The organism is Flavobacterium aquicola (assembly GCF_003385115.1).
Taxonomy (GTDB): domain Bacteria; phylum Bacteroidota; class Bacteroidia; order Flavobacteriales; family Flavobacteriaceae; genus Flavobacterium; species Flavobacterium aquicola.
In genome coordinates this window covers 21,297-42,378 of sequence record NZ_QUNI01000008.1, presented here as the reverse complement: position 1 = coordinate 42,378, position 21,082 = coordinate 21,297, and the positions used below count along the sequence as shown (strand labels likewise).

General features: G+C 33.5%; 17 protein-coding genes. 6 read left to right on the top strand and 11 right to left on the bottom strand.

Features of this window, described 5'->3' with window-relative positions:
- Positions 1-23 precede the first annotated feature (23 nt).
- The 3 genes from porQ to C8P67_RS14190 form a co-directional block, all read right to left on the bottom strand.
- Entirely contained in the window at positions 24-1,046 is a 1,023-nt protein-coding gene (gene porQ, locus C8P67_RS14200; protein WP_115813829.1) for a type IX secretion system protein PorQ, read from the bottom strand.
- A 192-nt stretch (positions 1,047-1,238) separates the two neighbouring features.
- Positions 1,239-3,692, bottom strand: a complete 2,454-nt coding sequence (gene lon, locus C8P67_RS14195; protein WP_115813828.1) for an endopeptidase La — start codon at positions 3,690-3,692, stop codon at positions 1,239-1,241.
- Positions 3,693-3,925: 233 nt separating this feature from the next.
- A complete protein-coding gene (locus C8P67_RS14190) occupies positions 3,926-4,867 on the bottom strand; it encodes a DUF6252 family protein (protein WP_115813827.1) in 942 nt (313 codons plus the stop codon).
- Positions 4,868-5,102: 235 nt separating this feature from the next.
- Between C8P67_RS14190 and C8P67_RS14185 the strand changes: the two genes are divergently transcribed.
- From C8P67_RS14185 to C8P67_RS14170, 4 genes are read left to right on the top strand one after another with little or no spacing between them, the layout of a single operon-like run.
- Positions 5,103-5,657 (top strand): RNA polymerase sigma factor, encoded by a 555-nt coding sequence (locus tag C8P67_RS14185; protein WP_115813826.1) that lies wholly within the window; start codon positions 5,103-5,105, stop codon positions 5,655-5,657.
- On the top strand, positions 5,654-6,190 hold the full coding sequence (locus C8P67_RS14180) for an anti-sigma factor (protein ID WP_115813825.1): 537 nt from the start codon (positions 5,654-5,656) through the stop codon (positions 6,188-6,190). The genes C8P67_RS14185 and C8P67_RS14180 overlap by 4 nt, the downstream gene beginning before the upstream one ends.
- Positions 6,174-7,247: a hypothetical protein gene (locus C8P67_RS14175; protein ID WP_115813824.1), complete on the top strand. Its 1,074-nt coding sequence runs from the start codon at positions 6,174-6,176 to the stop codon at positions 7,245-7,247. Before C8P67_RS14180 ends, C8P67_RS14175 begins: the two co-directional genes overlap by 17 nt.
- A 43-nt stretch (positions 7,248-7,290) precedes the next feature.
- On the top strand, positions 7,291-8,010 hold the full coding sequence (locus C8P67_RS14170) for a head GIN domain-containing protein (RefSeq protein ID WP_115813964.1): 720 nt from the start codon (positions 7,291-7,293) through the stop codon (positions 8,008-8,010).
- A 62-nt stretch (positions 8,011-8,072) separates the two neighbouring features.
- On the opposite strand, the gene C8P67_RS14165 is transcribed toward C8P67_RS14170, so the two are convergent.
- From C8P67_RS14165 to C8P67_RS14140, 6 genes are all read right to left on the bottom strand, one after another.
- The gene (locus C8P67_RS14165) at positions 8,073-9,404 is read right to left on the bottom strand and encodes an MFS transporter (RefSeq protein ID WP_115813823.1); all 1,332 of its coding nucleotides are present in this window, start codon (positions 9,402-9,404) and stop codon (positions 8,073-8,075) included.
- A gap of 124 nt (positions 9,405-9,528) precedes the next feature.
- Positions 9,529-11,448 carry a 1,4-alpha-glucan branching protein GlgB gene (glgB, locus tag C8P67_RS14160; protein ID WP_115813822.1) on the bottom strand — a complete coding sequence of 640 codons (1,920 nt, stop codon included), beginning with the start codon at positions 11,446-11,448 and terminating at the stop codon, positions 9,529-9,531.
- Between the two features lie 44 nt (positions 11,449-11,492).
- A complete protein-coding gene (locus tag C8P67_RS14155; protein WP_115813963.1) occupies positions 11,493-13,127 on the bottom strand; it encodes a maltokinase N-terminal cap-like domain-containing protein in 1,635 nt (544 codons plus the stop codon).
- Positions 13,127-15,061, bottom strand: a complete 1,935-nt coding sequence (locus C8P67_RS14150) for an alpha-1,4-glucan--maltose-1-phosphate maltosyltransferase (protein WP_115813821.1) — start codon at positions 15,059-15,061, stop codon at positions 13,127-13,129. The genes C8P67_RS14155 and C8P67_RS14150 overlap by 1 nt, the downstream gene beginning before the upstream one ends.
- A gap of 397 nt (positions 15,062-15,458) precedes the next feature.
- Complete coding sequence (locus C8P67_RS14145) at positions 15,459-16,739, bottom strand: glucose-1-phosphate adenylyltransferase (RefSeq protein ID WP_115813820.1); 1,281 nt, start codon at positions 16,737-16,739, stop codon at positions 15,459-15,461.
- A complete protein-coding gene (locus tag C8P67_RS14140; protein WP_115813819.1) occupies positions 16,729-18,159 on the bottom strand; it encodes a glycogen synthase in 1,431 nt (476 codons plus the stop codon). The genes C8P67_RS14145 and C8P67_RS14140 overlap by 11 nt, the downstream gene beginning before the upstream one ends.
- Positions 18,160-18,349: 190 nt before the next feature.
- Here C8P67_RS14140 and C8P67_RS14135 point away from each other — a divergent pair, with 190 nt between their 5' ends.
- Both C8P67_RS14135 and msrB read left to right on the top strand, forming a co-directional pair.
- Entirely contained in the window at positions 18,350-19,219 is an 870-nt protein-coding gene (locus tag C8P67_RS14135; RefSeq protein ID WP_115813818.1) for an alpha/beta hydrolase, read from the top strand.
- Positions 19,220-19,224: 5 nt separating this feature from the next.
- A complete protein-coding gene (gene msrB / locus C8P67_RS14130) occupies positions 19,225-19,617 on the top strand; it encodes a peptide-methionine (R)-S-oxide reductase MsrB (RefSeq protein ID WP_115813817.1) in 393 nt (130 codons plus the stop codon).
- A gap of 71 nt (positions 19,618-19,688) precedes the next feature.
- On the opposite strand, the gene C8P67_RS14125 is transcribed toward msrB, so the two are convergent.
- Complete coding sequence (locus C8P67_RS14125; RefSeq protein ID WP_115813816.1) at positions 19,689-20,117, bottom strand: hypothetical protein; 429 nt, start codon at positions 20,115-20,117, stop codon at positions 19,689-19,691.
- Positions 20,118-20,190: 73 nt separating this feature from the next.
- Positions 20,191-21,063: a succinate--CoA ligase subunit alpha gene (gene sucD, locus C8P67_RS14120; protein ID WP_115813815.1), complete on the bottom strand. Its 873-nt coding sequence runs from the start codon at positions 21,061-21,063 to the stop codon at positions 20,191-20,193.
- Between the last annotated feature and the right edge of the window lie 19 nt (positions 21,064-21,082).

Sequence of the window (21,082 nt, the reverse complement as noted above, 5' to 3'; positions counted from 1 at the left end):
TGTCTTTATTTTATATTCTAAAATTATTCTCCAAAATTAATTACCAATCCAAACAGACTTGTATTTCCAGCCAGAGTATATTTAGAATAGGAATAATTTAATTTTAATTTATTCAGTTTGAGTCCAAAACCTAACGAAAGACCCGAAAAATTTCGCTGATCTTGAATCTGCAGCTCTTGACCTCTTCTAAAATTGTAGCCTAATCGAATATTAAAAGCTTTCTTTGGGAAAAGTTCTGCTCCAAAAATCATGTGACGCAGGGCATTGTTGAAAAAAGATATTTTTTCTTCGGAAGTTGTGCCGTCTAATGATGTTTCAGAATTTTCAGGATTCGAAAAAGACAAATCCCATTGCTGTAAATTTTCAACAGTTAGGTGCCAGCGTAAAGGTACGTGTTCTAATTCCTGAGAAACTCCTGCAATGATTTCAAAAGGCAGCTGCTCTGCCGTTCCGTCATAGGTAGTAAACTGTGTCCCAATATTTTTTAATGTCAAAGCCCAGTTCACATCATTTTTTTCATCGATGTATACCATTCCCAAGTCGACAGCTCCTCCAAAAGAGCTGTAGCTTTCCAGTGAAGACTGAATAAGTTTAGCATTGGCTCCTATATGAATATCAGTATAAGGAATATTATATGCGTATCCTAGAGAAAGGGCAATTTCGCTTCCTGTGAATGAGCTGGTTTCTAGACCATTTTCATCATATCCGTCAAATTTTCCGTAATTAATATAATTGATTCCTGCTTGAAATGTCTGCAGATGCTGATCGTACGTATACGCATAAGAAGCAGTTCCGTAGGTTACCTCTTGGTAATAATTTCCGTAGTTTAAGGACAAATGATTATCCATTTCCATATTGATGGATGCAGGATTAAAAAGTGCCTGATTGACATCTTCATCATAAATGGTAATAGTTTTGCCTCCTAATGCAGCTTGTCTTGGGGAAGTAATCAGATTTAAAAACTCATAAGTGTGCTTCCCTCCGATTTGTCCGTAAGAAACAGAACAAATTAGAAGTGAATAATAAAATATAAGTTTTTGGGACATACAATATTTAAAAGTAAGTTTGAAATTCCAAGCCTCAAACTTACAAAAAATAACAACCAATAAATGAATATAAATCAAATTGTGAAATAGAAAATGAAGGGGACAAATTCTAAAAAAATAAATTCCAAATTTCAATGACACGATTTAATTCGGAATTGAAATTTGGAATATAAGATATTGATTTATTGATATTTATTTTAAATCTTTTGCGTTTTTAACTTTGTCTTTCGTAATGGCTAATTCTAGAACTTCACTCATTTCTTTTACATAATGAAAGCTGAGACCTTCTAAATATTCGGGTTTGATTTCATCAATATCACTTTTATTTTCATGACATAAGATGATTTCTTTGATGTTAGCTCTTTTTGCAGCCAAGATTTTTTCTTTAATCCCTCCAACTGGCAATACTTTTCCTCTCAAAGTGATTTCTCCTGTCATAGCTAAGTTTTTCTTCACTCTTTTTTGCGAAAGCAAAGAAACCAATGATGTCAGCATCGCAATACCGGCACTAGGACCATCTTTTGGAGTTGCTCCTTCCGGTACGTGTAGATGGATGTTATATTTATTTAAAACTTCTGGATTCAATCCCAATAATTCAGCATTGGCTTTAATATATTCTAAAGCAATGGTTGCTGACTCTTTCATTACAGTACCTAGATTTCCAGTAATAGTCATCGATCCTTTTCCAGGTGAAAGTAAAGACTCAATAAATAAAATATCTCCTCCCACACTTGTCCAAGCAAGACCGGTAACAACACCAGCTACTTCATTATTTTCGTATTTATCTCTTTCCAGTCTTGGAACACCTAAGACTTTTATAATGTCTTCGTCGGTCACTTTTTTATTGTACTCCTCCTCCATCGCTACAGATTTGGCTGCATTGCGGACAATCTGTGCAATTTTATTTTCCAATCCGCGTACACCGGATTCGCGAGTATAACCTTCTACTATTTTCTCTAATTGTTTTTTACCAATAGTTAAATCTTTAGCTTTCAGTCCGTGAGCAGTCAGTTGTTTAGAGAACAAATGCTTTCTGGCAATTTCAACTTTCTCTTCAATGGTGTATCCTGACATTTTTATAACTTCCATTCTGTCAATCAAAGCTGGCTGTATCGCTGCCATATTATTGGAAGTTGCGATGAACATTACTTTTGATAAATCGTAACCCATTTCAAGGAAATTGTCATAAAAAGCACTGTTTTGTTCAGGGTCTAAAACCTCTAACAATGCTGATGACGGATCACCGCTGTGGCTGGAAGATAACTTATCAATTTCGTCCAAAACAAACACAGGATTTGATGTTCCAGCTTTCTTTAAACTCTGAATGATACGTCCGGGCATAGCGCCAATATAGGTTTTTCTATGTCCGCGGATTTCGGCTTCATCACGTAAACCTCCTAACGATATACGGACATATTCCCTGCCCAATGCTTCGGCAACAGATCGTCCAATAGATGTTTTTCCGACACCCGGAGGTCCTGTTAAACAGATGATTGGTGACTTCATGTCATTTCTTAATTTAAGAACAGCCAAATGTTCAATCATTCTCTTTTTGACATCTTCTAAACCAAAATGATCTTTGTCTAATATTTTTTGAGCATGTTTTAAATCAAAATTATCCTTTGAATAATCACCCCAAGGTAAATCTAAAAAGAGTTCTAGATAATTTCTTTGAATTCCAAAATCAGGAGCCTGTGGATTCATTCTGCGCATTTTTGACAATTCTTTTTCGAAATGTGTCTGCGTTTTTGCATCCCAATTTTTGGTTTTGGCTTTCAAGCTCATTTCATCAATTTCCTCCTCATGCGAAACGCCGCCCAATTCTTCTTGGATGGTTTTCATTTGCTGATGAAGGAAATATTCTCTTTGCTGCTGATCTAAATCAAAACGGACTTTGGACTGAATATCATTTTTAAGTTCTAGTTTTTGCAGCTCCACATTCATATAGCGAAGCGTTTCAAGAGCACGTTCCTTTAATCCGTTAATAGATAACAAATCTTGTTTTTCTTTAACAGTTAAATTCATGTTTGAAGAAACAAAATTGATCAAGAACGAAGGACTGCCAATGTTTTTGATGGCAAAAGTCGCTTCTGTTGGAATATTTGGGCTTTCACTGATAATTTTGACAGCAAGTTCTTTTACAGAATCAATGATTGCATTGAATTCAGTGTCTTTTTTAGCGGGTCTTTTTTCAGGAACCTCTTTAATTTTTGCTTTTAAATAAGGGGTATCAGATACTACTTCGTCAATCTCAAAACGTTTTTTTCCCTGCAGAATAACTGTTACATTACCATCCGGCATTTTTAAAACACGAAGAATGCGCGCTACTGTACCAATTTTATTGATATCGTTGAAAGTCGGATCTTCATCATCTTCATTTATCTGAGCTACCACTCCAATTACTTTTCCGTCAGTATTGGCGTCATTAATCAGTTTTATTGATTTATCTCTCCCTGCCGAAATCGGAATAACAACTCCAGGAAACAAAACAGTATTACGTAAAGGTAAAATTGGTAAAAAATCAGGTAATTCTTCATTATTCATTTCTTCCTCATCCTCTGGAGTCAATAATGGAATTAATTCAGCTTCCGAATCAAATTCTTGAAGTGACAGATTGTCAATAGTAAGTATTTTATGATTTGACATAGTTGTATTTAAGTCTTTTTGTCATTAATTTTTAGATAGGAACGCAAATATAAGATTTCACGACAATATTTTGGGCTAATATTGTTGTTATAAATCTATTAAAATATTTGAGCTTTAATAAGGCAATGATTATGCCAAAAAATAAGAATTAAAAAGTGTTTTTGTTTTATGTTAATTTATGAAAAATAAAAAATCCGCTATTAAGCGGATTTAAATACAAAAAGAAATAAAATTTAATAGGAAACACTAAAAACTCCTTCAGTAGCATTATAAACATTGTTAACAAAAAACGAAGTATATTTAGAAGTAAAAGTACCTTTAATTATTTTCTTCGATGTATCATGACTTGTAATTACGATAGAACCTTCTCCTGTAAAAATACCGTTTGAAGTCATATCTTTTGTATATTGAAATGTATAATCCAATCCATAAGCTTCAACAGCATAAGTTCCAGCCTTAATGGTATTTGGTAAAGATATTCCTATGGTTTCTACATCTCCTTTTCTTGCAGAAATTAATATTTTACCACCTTGTGATATAGCCATTACATTTGTAGCTGTAAAAATAGCTCCGTCTAATTTGGCAGAAAAAGTATTTGTAATTGATGGTGGAACATCAGTATTAAAGGATATGTTTGTAAAAGATCCTTTTGTAAAAACTTTTATTTCAGGTTTATTATTTGCTCCTGTAAAATCAACGCCTGTAAATTGGAAAGTACCTGATATTTTTTTTGTTGTTTGGTCAATTGATGTAATGGTAACACTTCCTGTATCAGTATAATTAGCAACATCTGCAGCGTCTTCCTTAGCAACGCATATAAAAGAATTTGCTGAGTTAGCAGGGATATATGCTATTCCTAAAGTTCCGTTGGTATTAGCATAAGCACTCCATGTGTAAGTCCCAACTTTACTTGTAGGCAAAGTAATTTGTATAACGTCTCCATTTGAAGACCTCATTCCTGTAATAGAAATTAAATTATTAGAAATACTTTTTTTTACGATAGCCTGAACAGATGTGGATAAAAAAGTCTGACCATCAAAATCAACTTTTAACGTACCATCTTCAGCAATCACTTCGACGTTGTCATAATTATCATCATTATCATCTTTACTACAAGAAATTAATGAAACTGTAGAAATAAAGACTGATAGAAATAAAATACTAATTTTTTTCATGAAATATTTTTTTTTAAAATTTGACCAAAAGTATTGTAATATTATATGTAAAAATTATTTTATTTTTAAAACAATTTTCTTATTAAATTAGTGAAATTTTCTTTTTTTGGAATAAAATACTAAGTGCTATATATTTATATTTTATTTCAAACTGATGCATGAAAGAATATATTTAAAATAAAACTGTAACAAACTAAAAATATTCATGTCTCTATTATAAATCATTACTATTTAATTGAATTTGACCAGCCAAAATATCGAAGATTTAATTACGCTCTGCAAAGAGAATAATCAGAAAGCACAATTTGAGATTTATAATCGCTATTGCAAGGCGATGTATAATGTGGCCTATAGAATTGTGAAAGATGAGCATTTTGCGGAAGACGTTATGCAGGAAGGCTTTTTGAAAGCATTTACCAAAATAAATGACTTTAAACAGGAAGTTGCTTTCGGTGCCTGGCTGAAACGAATTATAGTGAATTACAGTATTGATTTTTACAAAAAAAACAATCAGTTTAAAACAGAAGATTTTGAAAAAACACTTTATAAACTAGAAGAAAACGATAATGACCGGGAAGAAAAAATAGATTTTAATAATTTAAAAGTAAAGCAGGTTCTGGATGCAATTCAGTCCTTGAAATACAATTACAGTATGGTTTTGACCTTGTTTTATATAGAAGGTTATGATCAGGAAGAAATAAGCGAAATTCTTAAAATTAGTTATGCCAACTGCAGAACAACCTTAAGCAGGGCAAAAGAAAGTTTAAGAAAAAAATTAGATGCGTTATGAAAAATGAAAATGAAAAATTAGATCAGTTATTTGAAAATTTAGAAAATCAGTGGGATATCCAGGAATTAAATACGGAACATTTTGATAAGTTTTCAAAGAAACTGGTTCTTAAAAAGAGAAAGAAAAACTACAGTTTATTTTATGCTGTTGCTGCTTCGGTAGTTGTATTACTCGGGATTACTATGTTTTATCCAAAAGCTGACAGTCATAAAGAACTGAAATTTGCTTCGAAGGAAACTAAGCAGACCGATTCTATTTTTACTGTCATGATAAAACAGCAGCTGGATCAGATTAAAGCTAAAAAATCTCCCGAAAACGAAAAAATAATAAATGATGCATTGCAGCAGATGAAATCGCTGGATAGCGATTACGCAAAAATAACACATGAATTGGAAGTTAACGGGGAGTGCAAACCTATCATTTATGCAATGATAAGTAACCTGCAGACACGAATTTCATTTCTTCAGAATGTTTTGCAGCAAATTGAAAAAACAGAAAAACTTAAAGATTTAAAAAATGAAAAAACAATTTAATATACTGCTTTTAGCCCTTTTACTAATTCCTTTTATAGGATTTTCAAATGATGATTTTAATTATACTAAACAAAAAGTCATCAGTAAAGCCTACATCGTAAACAGTGATGCGGGAGTAAATATTGACAACTCTTATGGAACTATTTTTGTTACTACTTGGAATGAAGATAAAATCGAAATCGAAGTGGTCATTAAAGTCAGTGGCAATAGTGAAAACTGGGTGAATTCAAAATTAGCTGCGATCGATGTTGATTTTACAGCTTTAAAAAGTATGGTAAGTGCCAAAACGACTTTTACCAATACCAGCACACAAAAAAATGGAAGAGACAATAGTTTCGAAATCAATTATACTGTAAAAATTCCAAAAAACGGAACGGTAAAACTGAATAACAAATATGGAAATATTGGTACCGCTGATCTTTTTTCGACAACAGATATCAATTGCAAATATGGTAAAATCAATTTAGGAAGATTAAACGGTAACAGCAATAATATCCAGATAAGCTATTCTTCAAATTCTACTATTGAATTTTTAAAAAATGGCGCTGTAAATGCTCGCTATTCAGGCTTGAAAATGGACGAAGTGAACAAACTTGATTTACTTTCTGATTATTCAGAGATTGAAATCAATCAGGGGAACGACATCAGATACAACAGTAAATATGGAAGCGTAAAAATTAAAAAACTCAACAGCTTGGATGCAAATGGTAATTATCTGACCATATATGTGGGCTCATTGTCGAATCAGTTGAATCTAAAAACAAGATACAGTAACGTTAACATTGATGCCATTCAGCCAAAGGCTGGAAATATACAAATTGCAGCGGCCTACACTGGCATTGATATTGGTTTTCAAAACAATTATATTTTTGATTTTGATGTATTTTTAAAATATGCTGATTTCAAATATGACAATGAATTGAATATTTATTCCAAAGAAGAAACGAATACATCTAAAAGAGTTAGTGGATATTTTAAGAAAAAAGGAGAAAATAAAATTACAGTAACATCAGATTATGGAAATGTAAAATTATATAAAAATGATGCTCAAAAATAGTTTCAATCATAAAAATCAAATTAGTAATTTAATTAATCAAAAAATGAAAAAATCAATTCAATTAGCCATTTTAGGAGTCTTGTTTGTAACTACTGTAACACACGCTCAATGGAAAAAAATTAAAGGAAACGGCAAAATAATTACAGAGAAGCGTACTACAGCAGGTTATGACGAAATCACTGTGTCAGGTTTTTTTGATGTGGCACTGGTTTCTGGAAAAGAAGGTGCTATAACTATTCAAGGGGAAGAAAATATCCTGCCTTATATCAAAGTGGAAGTAAAAGATAATGTTTTGCATATTTATACAGAGAAAGGTGTAAATATCAGTACCAAAGAAAGTCTCGTTTTAACAGTTCCTTTTGAACAAATAAGTGCTGTTTCTCTTTCTGGTTCTGGGGATGTTAAGTCTAAAGATACTATTGTTGCTACAAGTCTGAAAGCCAAATTATCAGGTTCTGGTGATCTGAATCTGGATGTCAAAGCGACAGATTTTGAAGCAAATCTTAGCGGATCCGGTGATGTTGTCGTTACAGGAAATACAGAAAATTTTATCTCAAAAACATCGGGTTCTGGTGATGTAGATGCAGCTGATTTAATTTCAAAAAAAGCCAATGTTTCTATTTCAGGATCAGGTGATATGAAAGTAAACTGTACCGAAAATTTGTTTGCCAGAGTTTCTGGATCAGGAGATATTGAGTATAAAGGTAATCCTCAATACAGAGACACCAAAGTGAGCGGTTCTGGTGAAATTTCAAAAATATAATTCAAAAAAAACAAGGCTGTCACAAATTGACAGCCTTGTTTTTTATCTTTTATTTATACCGATTAATTAGATATGGCATCTTTTTTAGGTACTCTTTTCAAAAGTATTACAGCTATTACAAAAAAGACAGCTAAAATTACAATTGCCATTCTTGGGCTTCCAGTAATCTGGTCAATAATACCATAAACACACATCCCAATTACGATTCCGATTTTCTCGGCAACATCATAAAAACTAAAGAATGAAGTAGTATCTTCCGTATCTGGCAGTAATTTTGAATAAGTAGAACGTGACAAAGATTGAATTCCTCCCATTACAAATCCAATGATAGTTGCCATAATATAAAAATGTATAGGCAGTGTTATAAAAAAAGCAAGACCGCAAAACACAGCCCAAATACTATTTATAGCAATTAACGTCGGAATATTTCCAAATTTGGCAGAAGCTTTTGAAGTTAAAACAGCTCCAACAACAGCTACTAGCTGGATTAATAAAATACATTTAATTAATCCAATAGTACTCTCTTCTTTAGATGACCATTGGATTTCCTGCGCACCAAAATAAGTGGCAACCAGCATAACCGTCTGTACTCCCATGCTCGAAACAAAGAAACCTGCCAAATAACGTCTCAAAGAAACATTTTCATTTAATAATGACCAAACCTTTTTTAATTCCTTGAATCCATTAAAAACAACCGACTTCGTTAATTTTTCTCCCGTTTTTTTATTTCCTTTTGGCAAATAGAAATAAGTATATTGACTAAATAAAATCCACCAGGCTCCTACCATTACAAAAGAATAACGCATGGCTATTTCTGAAGCTTTTACGGTAGCAGTTCCTGTAATTCTAAACCACTCAGGTTTCATAATCATTGCTAGGTTGATGACCAATAAAATTACGCTTCCAATATACCCTAAAGAATAACCCTTAGCGCTAATTTTATCCTGCTGCTCTTCAAAAGCAATATCTGGTAAATATGAATTATAAAAAACTAAACTTCCCCAATACCCTATCAGTCCAAAAAAATAAAATGCAAGTCCTATATAAATGCTTTCCAGATTAAACAAGTACAATCCCATGCAGGACAGCGCTCCTAGATAACAGAAAAATTTCATGAATGATTTTTTATTTCCAACATAATCAGCGATTCCCGATAATAAAGGAGAAATAAAACTAATAACCAAAAAAGCGGCCGCCGTAGTAAAACTAATTAAAGCCGAGTTTTTTAAATGAAAACCAAAAACATCTATATAATGATTATTTTCTGAAAATAAAGAGTCGTAAAATATTGGAAATACAGCCGATGCAATTGTAAGTGTGTAAACCGAATTTGCCCAATCGTAAAATGCCCATGCGTTTAATAATTTTTTGCTTCCTTTTGCTAAATCTGCCATATTTGTCTTTTTTGTGCTGCTAATTTATTTATTTTTTAATTGGAATAACAAAAACTAAACTGTTCACAGCATTAATTTTTCAATGCTAAATTATTATTGTTTTGTATTCAGGTCTTTAGATGATTTACAATTTAGTATCGTCTATTTTATAAACGACTGCACTCAAAGGAGGAAGCGTTAAAATAGCTGAGTATTCTTTACCGTCATAAGGATTATTTTCAACGAAAACATTTTTATCGTTTTTTACGCCGCTTCCGCCAAAATCAGCGTCATCACTATTGAATATTTCTATAAGTTTTCCAGGTCTAGTAATACCTATTCTATAATTTTCTCTTACTACCTGAGTGAAATTAAGCACAATAATTAAATTATCTTTCGGGTCATTTCCTTTTCGGATATAGGACATTACCGCATTTTCGTGATCTGAATAATTGATCCATTCAAAACCTTCCGGGCTGAACTGTTTTTCATGCAAAGCAGGTTCTGTTTTGTATAATTTGTTCAGTTTCGTTATTGTTTTTTTTATACCATTGTGAAAAGGATACTGCAATAAATGCCAATCTAGACTGTTCTGAAAATCCCATTCGGCGCTTTGGCCAAATTCGGAACCCATAAATAATAATTTGGTTCCCGGATGGGTAAACATATAACCGTAAAGTAATCTTAAATTTGCAAATTTTTGCCATTCATCGCCAGGCATTCTTCCTGCAATGGATCTTTTGCCATACACTACTTCATCATGAGAAAGTGGCAGCATGAAATTCTCAGTGTAAGTATAAGTCATTGAAAAAGTAAGATCATTTTGATGGTATTTTCTATACACTGTTTCTTTTTGAAAATATTCTAAAGTATCATGCATCCAGCCCATCATCCATTTCATTCCAAAGCCTAAACCTCCATTAAATGTTGGTCTTGAAACCATTGGGAATGAAGTGCTTTCTTCAGCAATTGTCTGCACGCCGTCATAATTCGAATAAACAGCTTCATTAAAATCTTTTAAGAAACTGATGGTGTCTAAGTTTTCTCTTCCGCCAAATTCATTAGGCTCCCACTCTCCTTCTTCTCTGGAATAATCCAGATACAGCATTGAAGCAACGGCATCTACACGCAGTCCGTCAATATGATAATGGTGTAACCAAAACAAAGCATTACTTATTAAAAAGGAACGTACTTCATTTCGACCATAATTAAAAACTAAGCTTTTCCAGTCTGGATGATAGCCTTTACGGCGGTCTGGATGTTCAAATAAGTTAGAACCGTCAAAAAATCCCAATCCATGTGCATCTTCTGGAAAATGTGAAGGAACCCAATCAAGAATTACCCCAATGCCTGCCTGATGTAGTTTGTCAACCAATACCATAAAATCCTGAGGATTTCCAAAACGGGAAGTTGGAGCAAAATATCCAACCAATTGATAGCCCCATGATGGATCATAAGGATATTCCATTACCGGCATAAATTCTACATGCGTAAATCCGGTCTCTTTTACATAGTTCACAAGATCTTCGGCGTATTCTAAATAAGTCAAAAACCTATTTTCTTCACCGTGTCTTTTCCACGAACCTAAATGAACTTCATAAACGGAATAAGGCTTGTCTAAATCGTTATGTTCTTTGCGGGTCTCCATCCATTTTTTGTCTTTCCACTTGTAATCAAGATCCCAAATAACAGAAGCGGTATGCGGTGGTTTTTCGCAGTAAAAAGCAAACGGATCGGCTTTTTCGGTAATTATTCCGCCGTTATTCGATTGTATTTTATATTTATATGTTGTCCCTTGTTCTATTCCCGGAATAAAACCTTCCCAGATTCCTGATGAGTCCCAGCGTACCTGCAGAGGATGTTCTCCCTGTATCCAGTAATTGAAATCGCCGACTACAGAAACTGTTCTTGCAGATGGAGCCCATACGGCAAAATAAACGCCTTTTACACCGTCAACTTCAATAAGATGTGCTCCTAATTTTTCGTAAAGTCTAAAATGTTTCCCCGCTTTAAATAAATCAATATCGAAGTCTGTGAAGAGTGAGTAGGTTTGTACTTTATTCATTTTTGTATTTTATTTTCTTGTGAAATTGTAATCAATTATCATTATTAAACTTTATTAAACTCCATTATGCTGGCTATTCCCGTCAGCGGAATTACTGACCATCTAGGTCTGGAATTTAATTCATATCCTAATTCGTAAACTGCTTTTTCCAAAAGACAGTATTTCAGTAAAAAATCAATTTCTTTTTGATATCCAATATTTAGATTGCCACCCTGAGCCACTTCTACGTAGGTGTTGAGAAAGACACCCACAAAATATTTATATAAAATTTCGCCGGCGTTAAAAAGTTCTTCCTGCTCGTATGGATATTTATCATTGCTGTTAAAAATAGTCGCATAAATAGCATAATGGAACGAACGGAACATTCCAGCAACATCTTTCAGCGGAGGCTGTTTCACCTTACGGTCCCGAATAGTGCTTTCTGGCTCGCCTTCAAAGTCCAGAAGATAAAAATCATCGCCATTAACCAAAACTTGTCCCAAATGATAATCTCCGTGAATGCGGATGCGTTCCGATTTCATTTGAGTCCAGTCAAAATCAAGGAAAACTTTTCTGATTTCTTTTTTATGATCCAAAAACTGATTGGCTAATTCTAGCGCTAATCCATCAAGTTTATGCAGATTGTTTTCTAAAATATTCAATCGGTTTTGAAACTGGTAGGTTAATCTATTCTTTAGCCAAACCGAATAATCGCCATTATAAGTAAGCGGTGTAAACGCTGTTTCATGAATATCGCTGCCCAGTGCAATGTGCATTTCGGCTGTTCGAGTTGCTAATGTTTTAATTTTTAGAAAAATACTCAATCCAGCCCAATCAATTATTTCATGAGGTACATCATTTAGTTTTAAGCGCTTGAATAATTCAATATCCGGAAGTTTACTGACTGATATTTTTTTTGTTTTTAAATTATCAAAAATCTGGTCTACTTCTTCAAGCATGTATTTCCAGGCGTCACCTTGATTTGGAACCAATTCCTGCATTAAGCCAAGAGTAATATTTCCGTCAGATGATACAATACTGATGCTTCCCGTATACGCAGGAGAATGGTTAAAATTCATTCTTTCGGTAAGGAAACGGCTTATTTCATAGTCAGGATTCATGCTGATGTATATCCTTCTGAAAATTTTTAGAACTAAATTGTCATTGAAAATTATCGAAGTATTGCTTTGTTCCACTCCCATAAAATGAGATGAAATATATTCTTTAACATGTAAAGCTTTTCCTTTATGAAATTTAACTTTTGATTCCTCATTTTTTTTGGAATGAATAATTTTTTCAAAAAGTAATTTCCTGAAATCTTCCTGATGCAGTGCATCCACAAGGTAACCTTCCTGTTCGTTCATTACAACTGGAGCGATTACTGTATTGGTATCCAAATCTTCCTCAGACATAAAAGCCAAAGGCATGAAATAATGCTGATAAAATGCTTCTTTAAAATTAACTTCTAATAAAACGCCGAAATAGGTATTGTCATTTGAATTTATTTTAAAAGAATGTACAATTTCAATATACTTTAAGGTACTGGCTTTGCCTCCGTACCATCTTTTATTGATGATGTAATTTTCTAAAATATCGGAGGCGAAAATTTTAACAAAACTTTCATCTTCAAAAGCATCACTCCAATTGGTGCGAAACACAAATGGATTTTGATATTCGGCTTCGTTAATTTTATCTGCCATCATTTTTGGATTTTAAAAAGATGAAAAGGTAATTCAGAAGGGATTTCAACATAATTCCATTCATTATCCCATGAATAGAAATTTCCGGTAATTAAATCGGTAATTTGAATGTTATGTGTTCCGAGTTGGTCAACAGGAAGTTTTATCATAGCTGTGCCTGTATGATGAGAATCAAGGTTTACTACCATTAAAGTTTCATCCTGCTTATCATCGTCAAACTTATAATAAGCTATTACCTGATCATTGTTTGTTTCGCAAAAAACAATATTATTAGTCTGCTGTAATGAAATTTGTTCTTTCCTGATAGTATTTATTTTGGTAATTAGTGCAGTGAGTTTGTTTTGAATGTTCCAGTCCCATTTATAGCATTGGTATTTTTCAGAATGCAGATATTCTTCTTTACCCGGCGCCATCGGCTCGCTGACCATATATTCAAAAACGGGACCGTAAATCCCAACATTCGAACTTAGCGTTGCTGCCAAAAAGTATTTTTGCAGATGTACAGACTCATTTCCATGCTGTAAAGCAAAAGGATTAATATCCGGCGTGTTAGGCCAAAAATTTGGTCTATAAAATTCTTTCTGTTCTGTCTGCGTTAATTCTTCTACGTAATCAGTTAATTCCTTTTTGGAATTTCTCCATGTAAAATAAGTATATGATTGGCTGAAACCCTGTTTTGCAAGTTCATTCATAATTTTTGGACGAGTAAAAGCTTCAGCCAAAAACAAAACATCTGGGTGTTTCTTTTTAATTTCGGCAATCAGCCAGCCCCAAAAATAAAAGGGCTTAGTATGCGGATTATCAACTCTGAAAATTTGAATATCGCATTCTTCAATCCAAAATAAAGCGACATCCAAAAGTTCTTTCCAAAGATTTTTCCAGTCTGAACTTTCAAAATAAATGGGCTGAATATCCTGATATTTCTTTGGCGGATTTTCGGCATACTGCACCGTTCCATCAGGTCTCCATTTGAACCACTGCGGAAAATCTTTTACATAGGGATGATCCGGCGCTGCCTGCAGAGCATAATCCATTGCAACTTCAATTCCTAAATCTTTTGCTCTTCTTACTAATTCCTTAAAATCTTCGATAGATCCTAATTCTGGATGAGTTGATTTGTGTCCGCCGTGATGGGAACCAATTCCCCAAGGAGAACCAACATCCCCATATTCGGAATTTGTAGCATTGTTTTTTCCTTTTCGGTTTACTTCGCCAATAGGATGAATCGGCGGAAAATAAAGGGTGTCAAATCCCATTTCGGCAACTCTCGGAAGCAGTCTTTCGCAATCTTTAAAAGTACCGTGCTTTCCATCTTCTTCTGATGCCGAACGCGGAAAAAACTCGTACCAAGTACTGAAAAGTGCTTTTTTACGGTCTACATATATTTTTAAATCAATTGATTTATTTTCTAAAAATCGGATTGGGTATTTTTTGAAAATTCTGGTAAGTTCCTCGGATTTTGCCTCTCTAACGGCATTTTCATATTCAGATTCTGTTGTAAAATAATGTATTAATCGATTAAGGTATTCATTATCTGAAGCATCAACTAAATTGAGAATAGCACGCACATATTCAGCACCTTCCAGTAATTCTGATTTGACATATTGATTGTCATTTATTTTTCGCTCTGTACCATGCTGCCAATTCAAAGCATAATCTACCCAGCCTTCTACGAAATAGGTATATGTTCCCTGTTTTTCAACATGAAATGCGGCATTCCACTCATCATTTTGAATATGTGTCATTCGTACCTCCTGCCAATTACTTTCAGATTCATGTTTGAATTTTACACAGCTTTCTACAACATCATGTCCATCTGAAAAAATTTCGGCTGTGACAATCACTTTCTGACCAATTATTCTTTTAATGGCAAAGCTCCCGCTGTTTAGCTGCGGTGAAACGTTTTCTATAATTATACGGGTTTGATTCTGCATAGTAGTAGTTAAATTGAATATGAAATTTAGTAAATATTAAGGGTTTATAGAAACTAATTTAAAGAAATATAAATAATCCATTTATTTGATTCTTTATGTATTATTTGTTATGAATAACAAATGAAATTACGAAATTAAGCTGCTTTATTTATGTATTACAGCTGTATGAAAACGGTTAATTTTTTAAATAAAGAAACCCATTCGATAGTAAATTTCAGTAATTTCTTTTATGATAAACATATCAATTAAAAAAATAGGGATTGATTCCAGAAATAATTTAAAGTTTTTTTAAACCAAGAACATATAATTGCTGAAAACACCAAACTGAAAGTGCAATGAATTGAACTGTCTATCTGGTGTTATTAGTTATTTAGATTAAAATTTTAAAAATATTTGATTATTTAACTGTAAAACCATTTGGGATTATTGCTCCTTTTCGAATCACTACAATTCCTTCTTTTACGCAATACAATTCAGTAACTATATCCTGCAGATGTTTCCCTCCTTTTATATATACATCATTTCCGATTCTGCAGTTTTTGTCTACAATAGCATTATGGATAAAGCATCTTTCACCGATACCAATCAATGGAATGTTATTTTCAATATTTTCCCTGATATCTTCAATACTCTGGTATAAATCATTACCCATAACATAACTGTGCTGTATAACTGTTCCTTCTCCTATTCGAGAACGGTTGCCAATGACAGATTTGGTAATTTCTTTGGAATGAATAATACAGCCTTCAGAAATTAAAGACCTTTCTACTAAAGTGTTATGGAATTTAGACGGAGACAGTAAACGCGGTCTGGTGTAGATTCTATTGTCATTATCAAATAAATTAAATTGAGGAATATCATCTGTTAAACCAATATTTGCTTCAAAAAAGGAATCAATATTTCCAATATCTGTCCAATAGCCTTCATATTGATAACTTAACAGTTTTTTGCTTCCAACGGCCTGAGGAATGATTTCTTTTCCAAAATCTTTTGTCTCTGTATCGGACATCAGTTCAATTAATAATTTTCTATTAAAAATATAGATTCCCATCGAAGCCAGATAGTGTTTTCCCTGACTTTTCATCTCATCACTTACTTCTGATGTCCAATCGGGTAATAATTCTTTTGCAGGTTTTTCTATAAAAGATTCAATACAGCTTTCAGAATTTGTTTTTAAAATCCCAAACTCAGGAGCATCTTTATCATTAACAGGCAAAGTGGCTATCGTAATATCGGCTTCGGCTTCAATATGGGCTTCAATCATTTCATTAAAATCCATCTGATATAACTGATCGCCGGATAGTATTAGCGCATAATCAAATTCATGGTTTAAAAAGTGAGGCATACATTGTCTTACGGCATCAGCTGTCCCCTGAAACCATGTAGGGTTGTCCGGAGTCTGTTCTGCAGCTAAAATGTCAACAAATGAATTACTGAAAAAGCCAAAATTATACGTGTTTTTAATATGTGCATTAAGAGAAGCTGAATTGAATTGGGTCAATACAAACATTTTATAAATATCAGAATTGATACAGTTAGAAATTGGGATATCAACTAGCCTGTATTTTCCTCCAATCGGCACAGCGGGTTTTGATCTTCTTGCAGTTAGAGGGAATAATCTTGAACCCTGACCGCCGCCTAAAATAATAGCGATAACATTTTTCTTTTTAGTTTTCATGTCTTTTTGCAATAATTAAATTATATAATTCTATATATTCCTGGCTCACGTGTTCCCAGGAGTGGTTTGTGTTCATTCCTTTAATTCTTATCTGGCCTATCGCATCCTTGTTTGGATATAAATCGACAGCCCTTTGTACAGCATCGCAAATGTCTTCGACAGTTGCCTGATCATGGCAGATTCCGTTGCCATTATCTTCAAAATCAGTAATTGTATCTTTCAGTCCTCCAGTTCTTCTTACTATTGGAACTGTTCCGTAACGCATGGCATACATTTGGTTTAATCCGCAGGGCTCAATTCGAGATGGGATTAAAATGAAATCAGAACCTGCATACGTTTTATGAGCCAATTCTTCATTATAACCTATATGAACATGATAGTTATTTTTATAAACCTCAAGTAATCCTTTAAGCTGATTTTCTATTTCGTTATCTCCATATCCTAAAATTAGGAAATTAATTTCGTCTTTGTGTACTGTCATAGCGGATGTTACAGCTTTGTAAAGCAGATCGGCTCCTTTTTCATTATATAATCTTCCGATAAAACTAAAAAGCGGTTTTTCTGGATTCATGTTAAAAAGTGAACACAGCTGCTCTTTATTTTTTTGTTTGCCTTCATAAAAATCAGCAATTGAATAATTCATGTCTAGCATTGGATCTCTTTTTGGATCCCACACATCAAGATCAATTCCGTTAAGAATCCCTCTCGATTTATGCCTCATCCGCTGAAACAATGTTTCGAGACCATTATCAGAATAATTTATTTCATTCAGATAAGCTGTTGAAACAGTTGTGATTTCATCTGCACATTTTATCGCGGCGGCTAATGAATTTATACAATTTCCCCATTCGAGATCTTTTATGTGTATTAAATCAAATTCAGGTAAATAATATAATTTATTGAATGTAAATATCCCTTGATACATTCCGTTATGAATGGTAATAATCGTTGGGATATTTTTTAATTTTTCATATTTGAAGCAATAATTTTTCATAAAAGGAATTAGTCCAGTATGATGATCATGGCAGTGAATAATATCAGGAAATGAATTTAATCCGTTAATCCAGTCTAATGCTGCAATCTGAAAGGACAAAAATCGTTCTGTATCATCTCTGTAATTATAAATTTCCGGTCTATCAAAAAGTTCTGGTATTTCAATCAAATAAAGCTCAAAACCCAGTTTGCCTGATGTTTCCTTGAGTATTCTATATGGGAAATTAAAATAACCCAATTTTAATTTTCCAAAATTTATGCATTCAAAATGATTTTCTAATTTAAATACTGTCTGATAACATGGAATAATTACGCTAACATCATTTTCTGATTTATTTTGATATTTCGGCAATGCTCCAATCACATCGGCTAGTCCCCCTACTTTAGCAGCTGGGTAACATTCTGCCCCAATATGAAATATTTTCATGAATTATATATTTTAATTTTCTTACAATGACGGTGCTTCAGGCATCTCGGCAGTAAATTAAATTTAAAAAAATCTCTAATTTTGTAAATAAAAACGAAACTATATTAACATTAAATTTATAGTACTTTTGTCTTTTTTAAATTTAGTTAAAAAAAATTAATATATATAGAATTGTAAAAAAATTAGCAATATGACAAAAAATGCCTTAAAACACACTAAACCTTTAAAAATTCCAAAAATTATAATACTATCTAGTAAGGTTATTGCGTTTCTATCTACTAAATGGGCTGTTATTTATGCATCTAAATTGTTTGTTACCCCGATAAAACATAAGATTCCAAAACGTGAAATTGAAATGGATGAAAAAAGCCTGCAGCAAATGATTACAGTGCAGGCAATAAACAGAAAAGTAAATGTTTATGAATATGGTAAAAACGATACCGGCAAAAAAGTGCTTTTAGTTCATGGATGGTCAGGAAGAGGAACACAATTGTACAAAATTGCAGATGAATTAATTAAAATTGGCTATATTACTGTAAGCTTTGATGCTCCTGCTCATGGAAAATCACCCGGAAATTCTACAATTATGGTGGACTTCATTGCTTCCATTATTGAAATAGAGAAACAGTTCGGGCCTTTTGAAGCTGTCATTGGTCATTCTTTAGGCGGGATGTCAGTAATGAATGCAATAAAACAGGGTTTAAAGGCAGATAAAGCAATTGTCATCGGAAGCGGTGATATTGTTCAGGACATTACTGATGATTTTATTGCCAAACTGGGACTGAAACCAGTTATAAGTAAACTGTTATGCGAACGTTTTGAACAAAAATATGGAGGAAAAATGAATGATTACAGTGCTTATAAGGCAGCTGAAACAACTTTAATTCCAACCTTAGTTGTACATGATAAAAATGATCCTGAAGTACCGGTTAAAGCTGGAATTAATATTCACCAGCATCTTAAAAACGGAGAACTGATGCTGACGGAAAAATTAGGCCACAGAAAAATACTGGCAGACCAGCAAGTGATTGAAAAAATAATTAATTTTATTAAAAAATAAAAAATATGAACTATCCTTTTGTAAAATCAGAGAAAGAATGGGAAGAAGAATTAGGTTCTGAACGGTATAGAATTCTTCGTCAGAAAGGAACTGAATACCCGCATACGGGAAAATATAATCTGCATTTTGAGAATGGCCAGTATTGCTGCGGTGGTTGTGGTACTCCCCTGTTTGAAAGCAATTCTAAGTTTGATGCGCATTGTGGCTGGCCTTCATTTGACGAATCAATTCCCGGAAAAGTTGAATATATACATGATGCCACACACGGAATGACACGAACCGAAATTGTCTGTGCCAATTGCGGCGGCCATTTAGGTCATGTTTTTGAAGACGGTCCTACGAAAACGGGGCAGCGGTATTGTGTAAATTCTTTATCGGTTGATTTTAAAGAAAAATAATTTTGTTTTTGACTCATAAAAAAAGCTTCACAATAACTGTGAAGCTTTTTTTATGAAAAATTACGAACGTATTAAAAAGCTACATTCCATCTTGGCAGTTTTCCTGTTTCGTCCAAGAAATTTTGCAAAACCTGTCCTTCAACACTAGTTGGAATTGATTTTACATCATCATTAAAAGTTTCGAACCAAAAAACTTCTAATGTTTCAATATTTTCTTTTTTCATCTGCGCTGGCCAGGAATATTTTCTTCCTGTTTTTGCAAATTGCTGGCCATTTACAATTTTGTCATAAAGACCTCCATTTTTGCTTTTCAGAGTTCCGTCGTTCTGAACTGTTCCAGTAGAACCAACCATAATTAATTCTTTAGCATCGTTTGAAACAGCGTAAACAGTAAAAACACCGCTTCCTGTTTCTGAAGCGTTACAGGCTGCTTCTAAATTATCTTCTTGTGTAAACGTAAAATTTCCTTTTACAGTAAACTTTTCTAATTCTTTGTACATATTTATTTTAATTAAAAAAATGCCTCACAAAATCGTGAGGCATTTTGGTATTTTATTTTTAAAATACTGAATATTAACCCAATACTTCTTTTACTTTCTTTCCAATTTCAGCAGGAGAGTCAACAACGTGAATTCCGTTTTCTCTCATAATCTGTTTTTTAGCTTCTGCAGTATCGTCAGAACCTCCAACAATTGCACCTGCATGTCCCATTGTACGTCCTGCCGGAGCGGTAACTCCTGCAATGAAACCTACAACTGGCTTACGGTTACCGTCAGCTTTCACCCATTTAGCAGCATCAGCTTCTAATTGACCTCCGATTTCACCAATCATGATGATAATTTCAGTTTCAGGATCGTTCATTAATAATTCTACAGCTTCTTTAGTAGTTGTTCCAATGATTGGATCACCGCCAATACCGATAGCAGTAGTGATTCCTAATCCTTGTTTTACAACTTGGTCAGCCGCTTCGTAAGTTAAAGTTCCAGATTTTGAAACGATTCCAACAGTTCCTTTTTTGAAAACGAAACCTGGCATAATTCCAACTTTAGCTTCACCCGGCGTTATAACACCTGGACAGTTTGGTCCGATTAATCTAGCATTTCTTTCTTTAACATAACTGTTAGCTTTGATCATATCAGCAACAGGAATTCCTTCTGTAATTGCAATGATTACTTTTATTCCTGCGTCTGCAGCTTCCATAATAGCATCTGCAGCAAAAGCTGGCGGTACAAAAATAATTGTAGTATCAGCTCCAGCTTGAACAACAGCATCTTTTACCGTGTTGAAAACAGGAAGGTCCAAATGTGTTGTACCACCTTTTCCAGGAGTAACACCACCAACAACATTTGTACCGTATTCAATCATTTGAGAAGCGTGGAATGTTCCTTCGCTTCCTGTAAATCCCTGAACAATTATTTTTGAATCTTTATTAACTAAAACACTCATGATATATTTTTTATGTAGT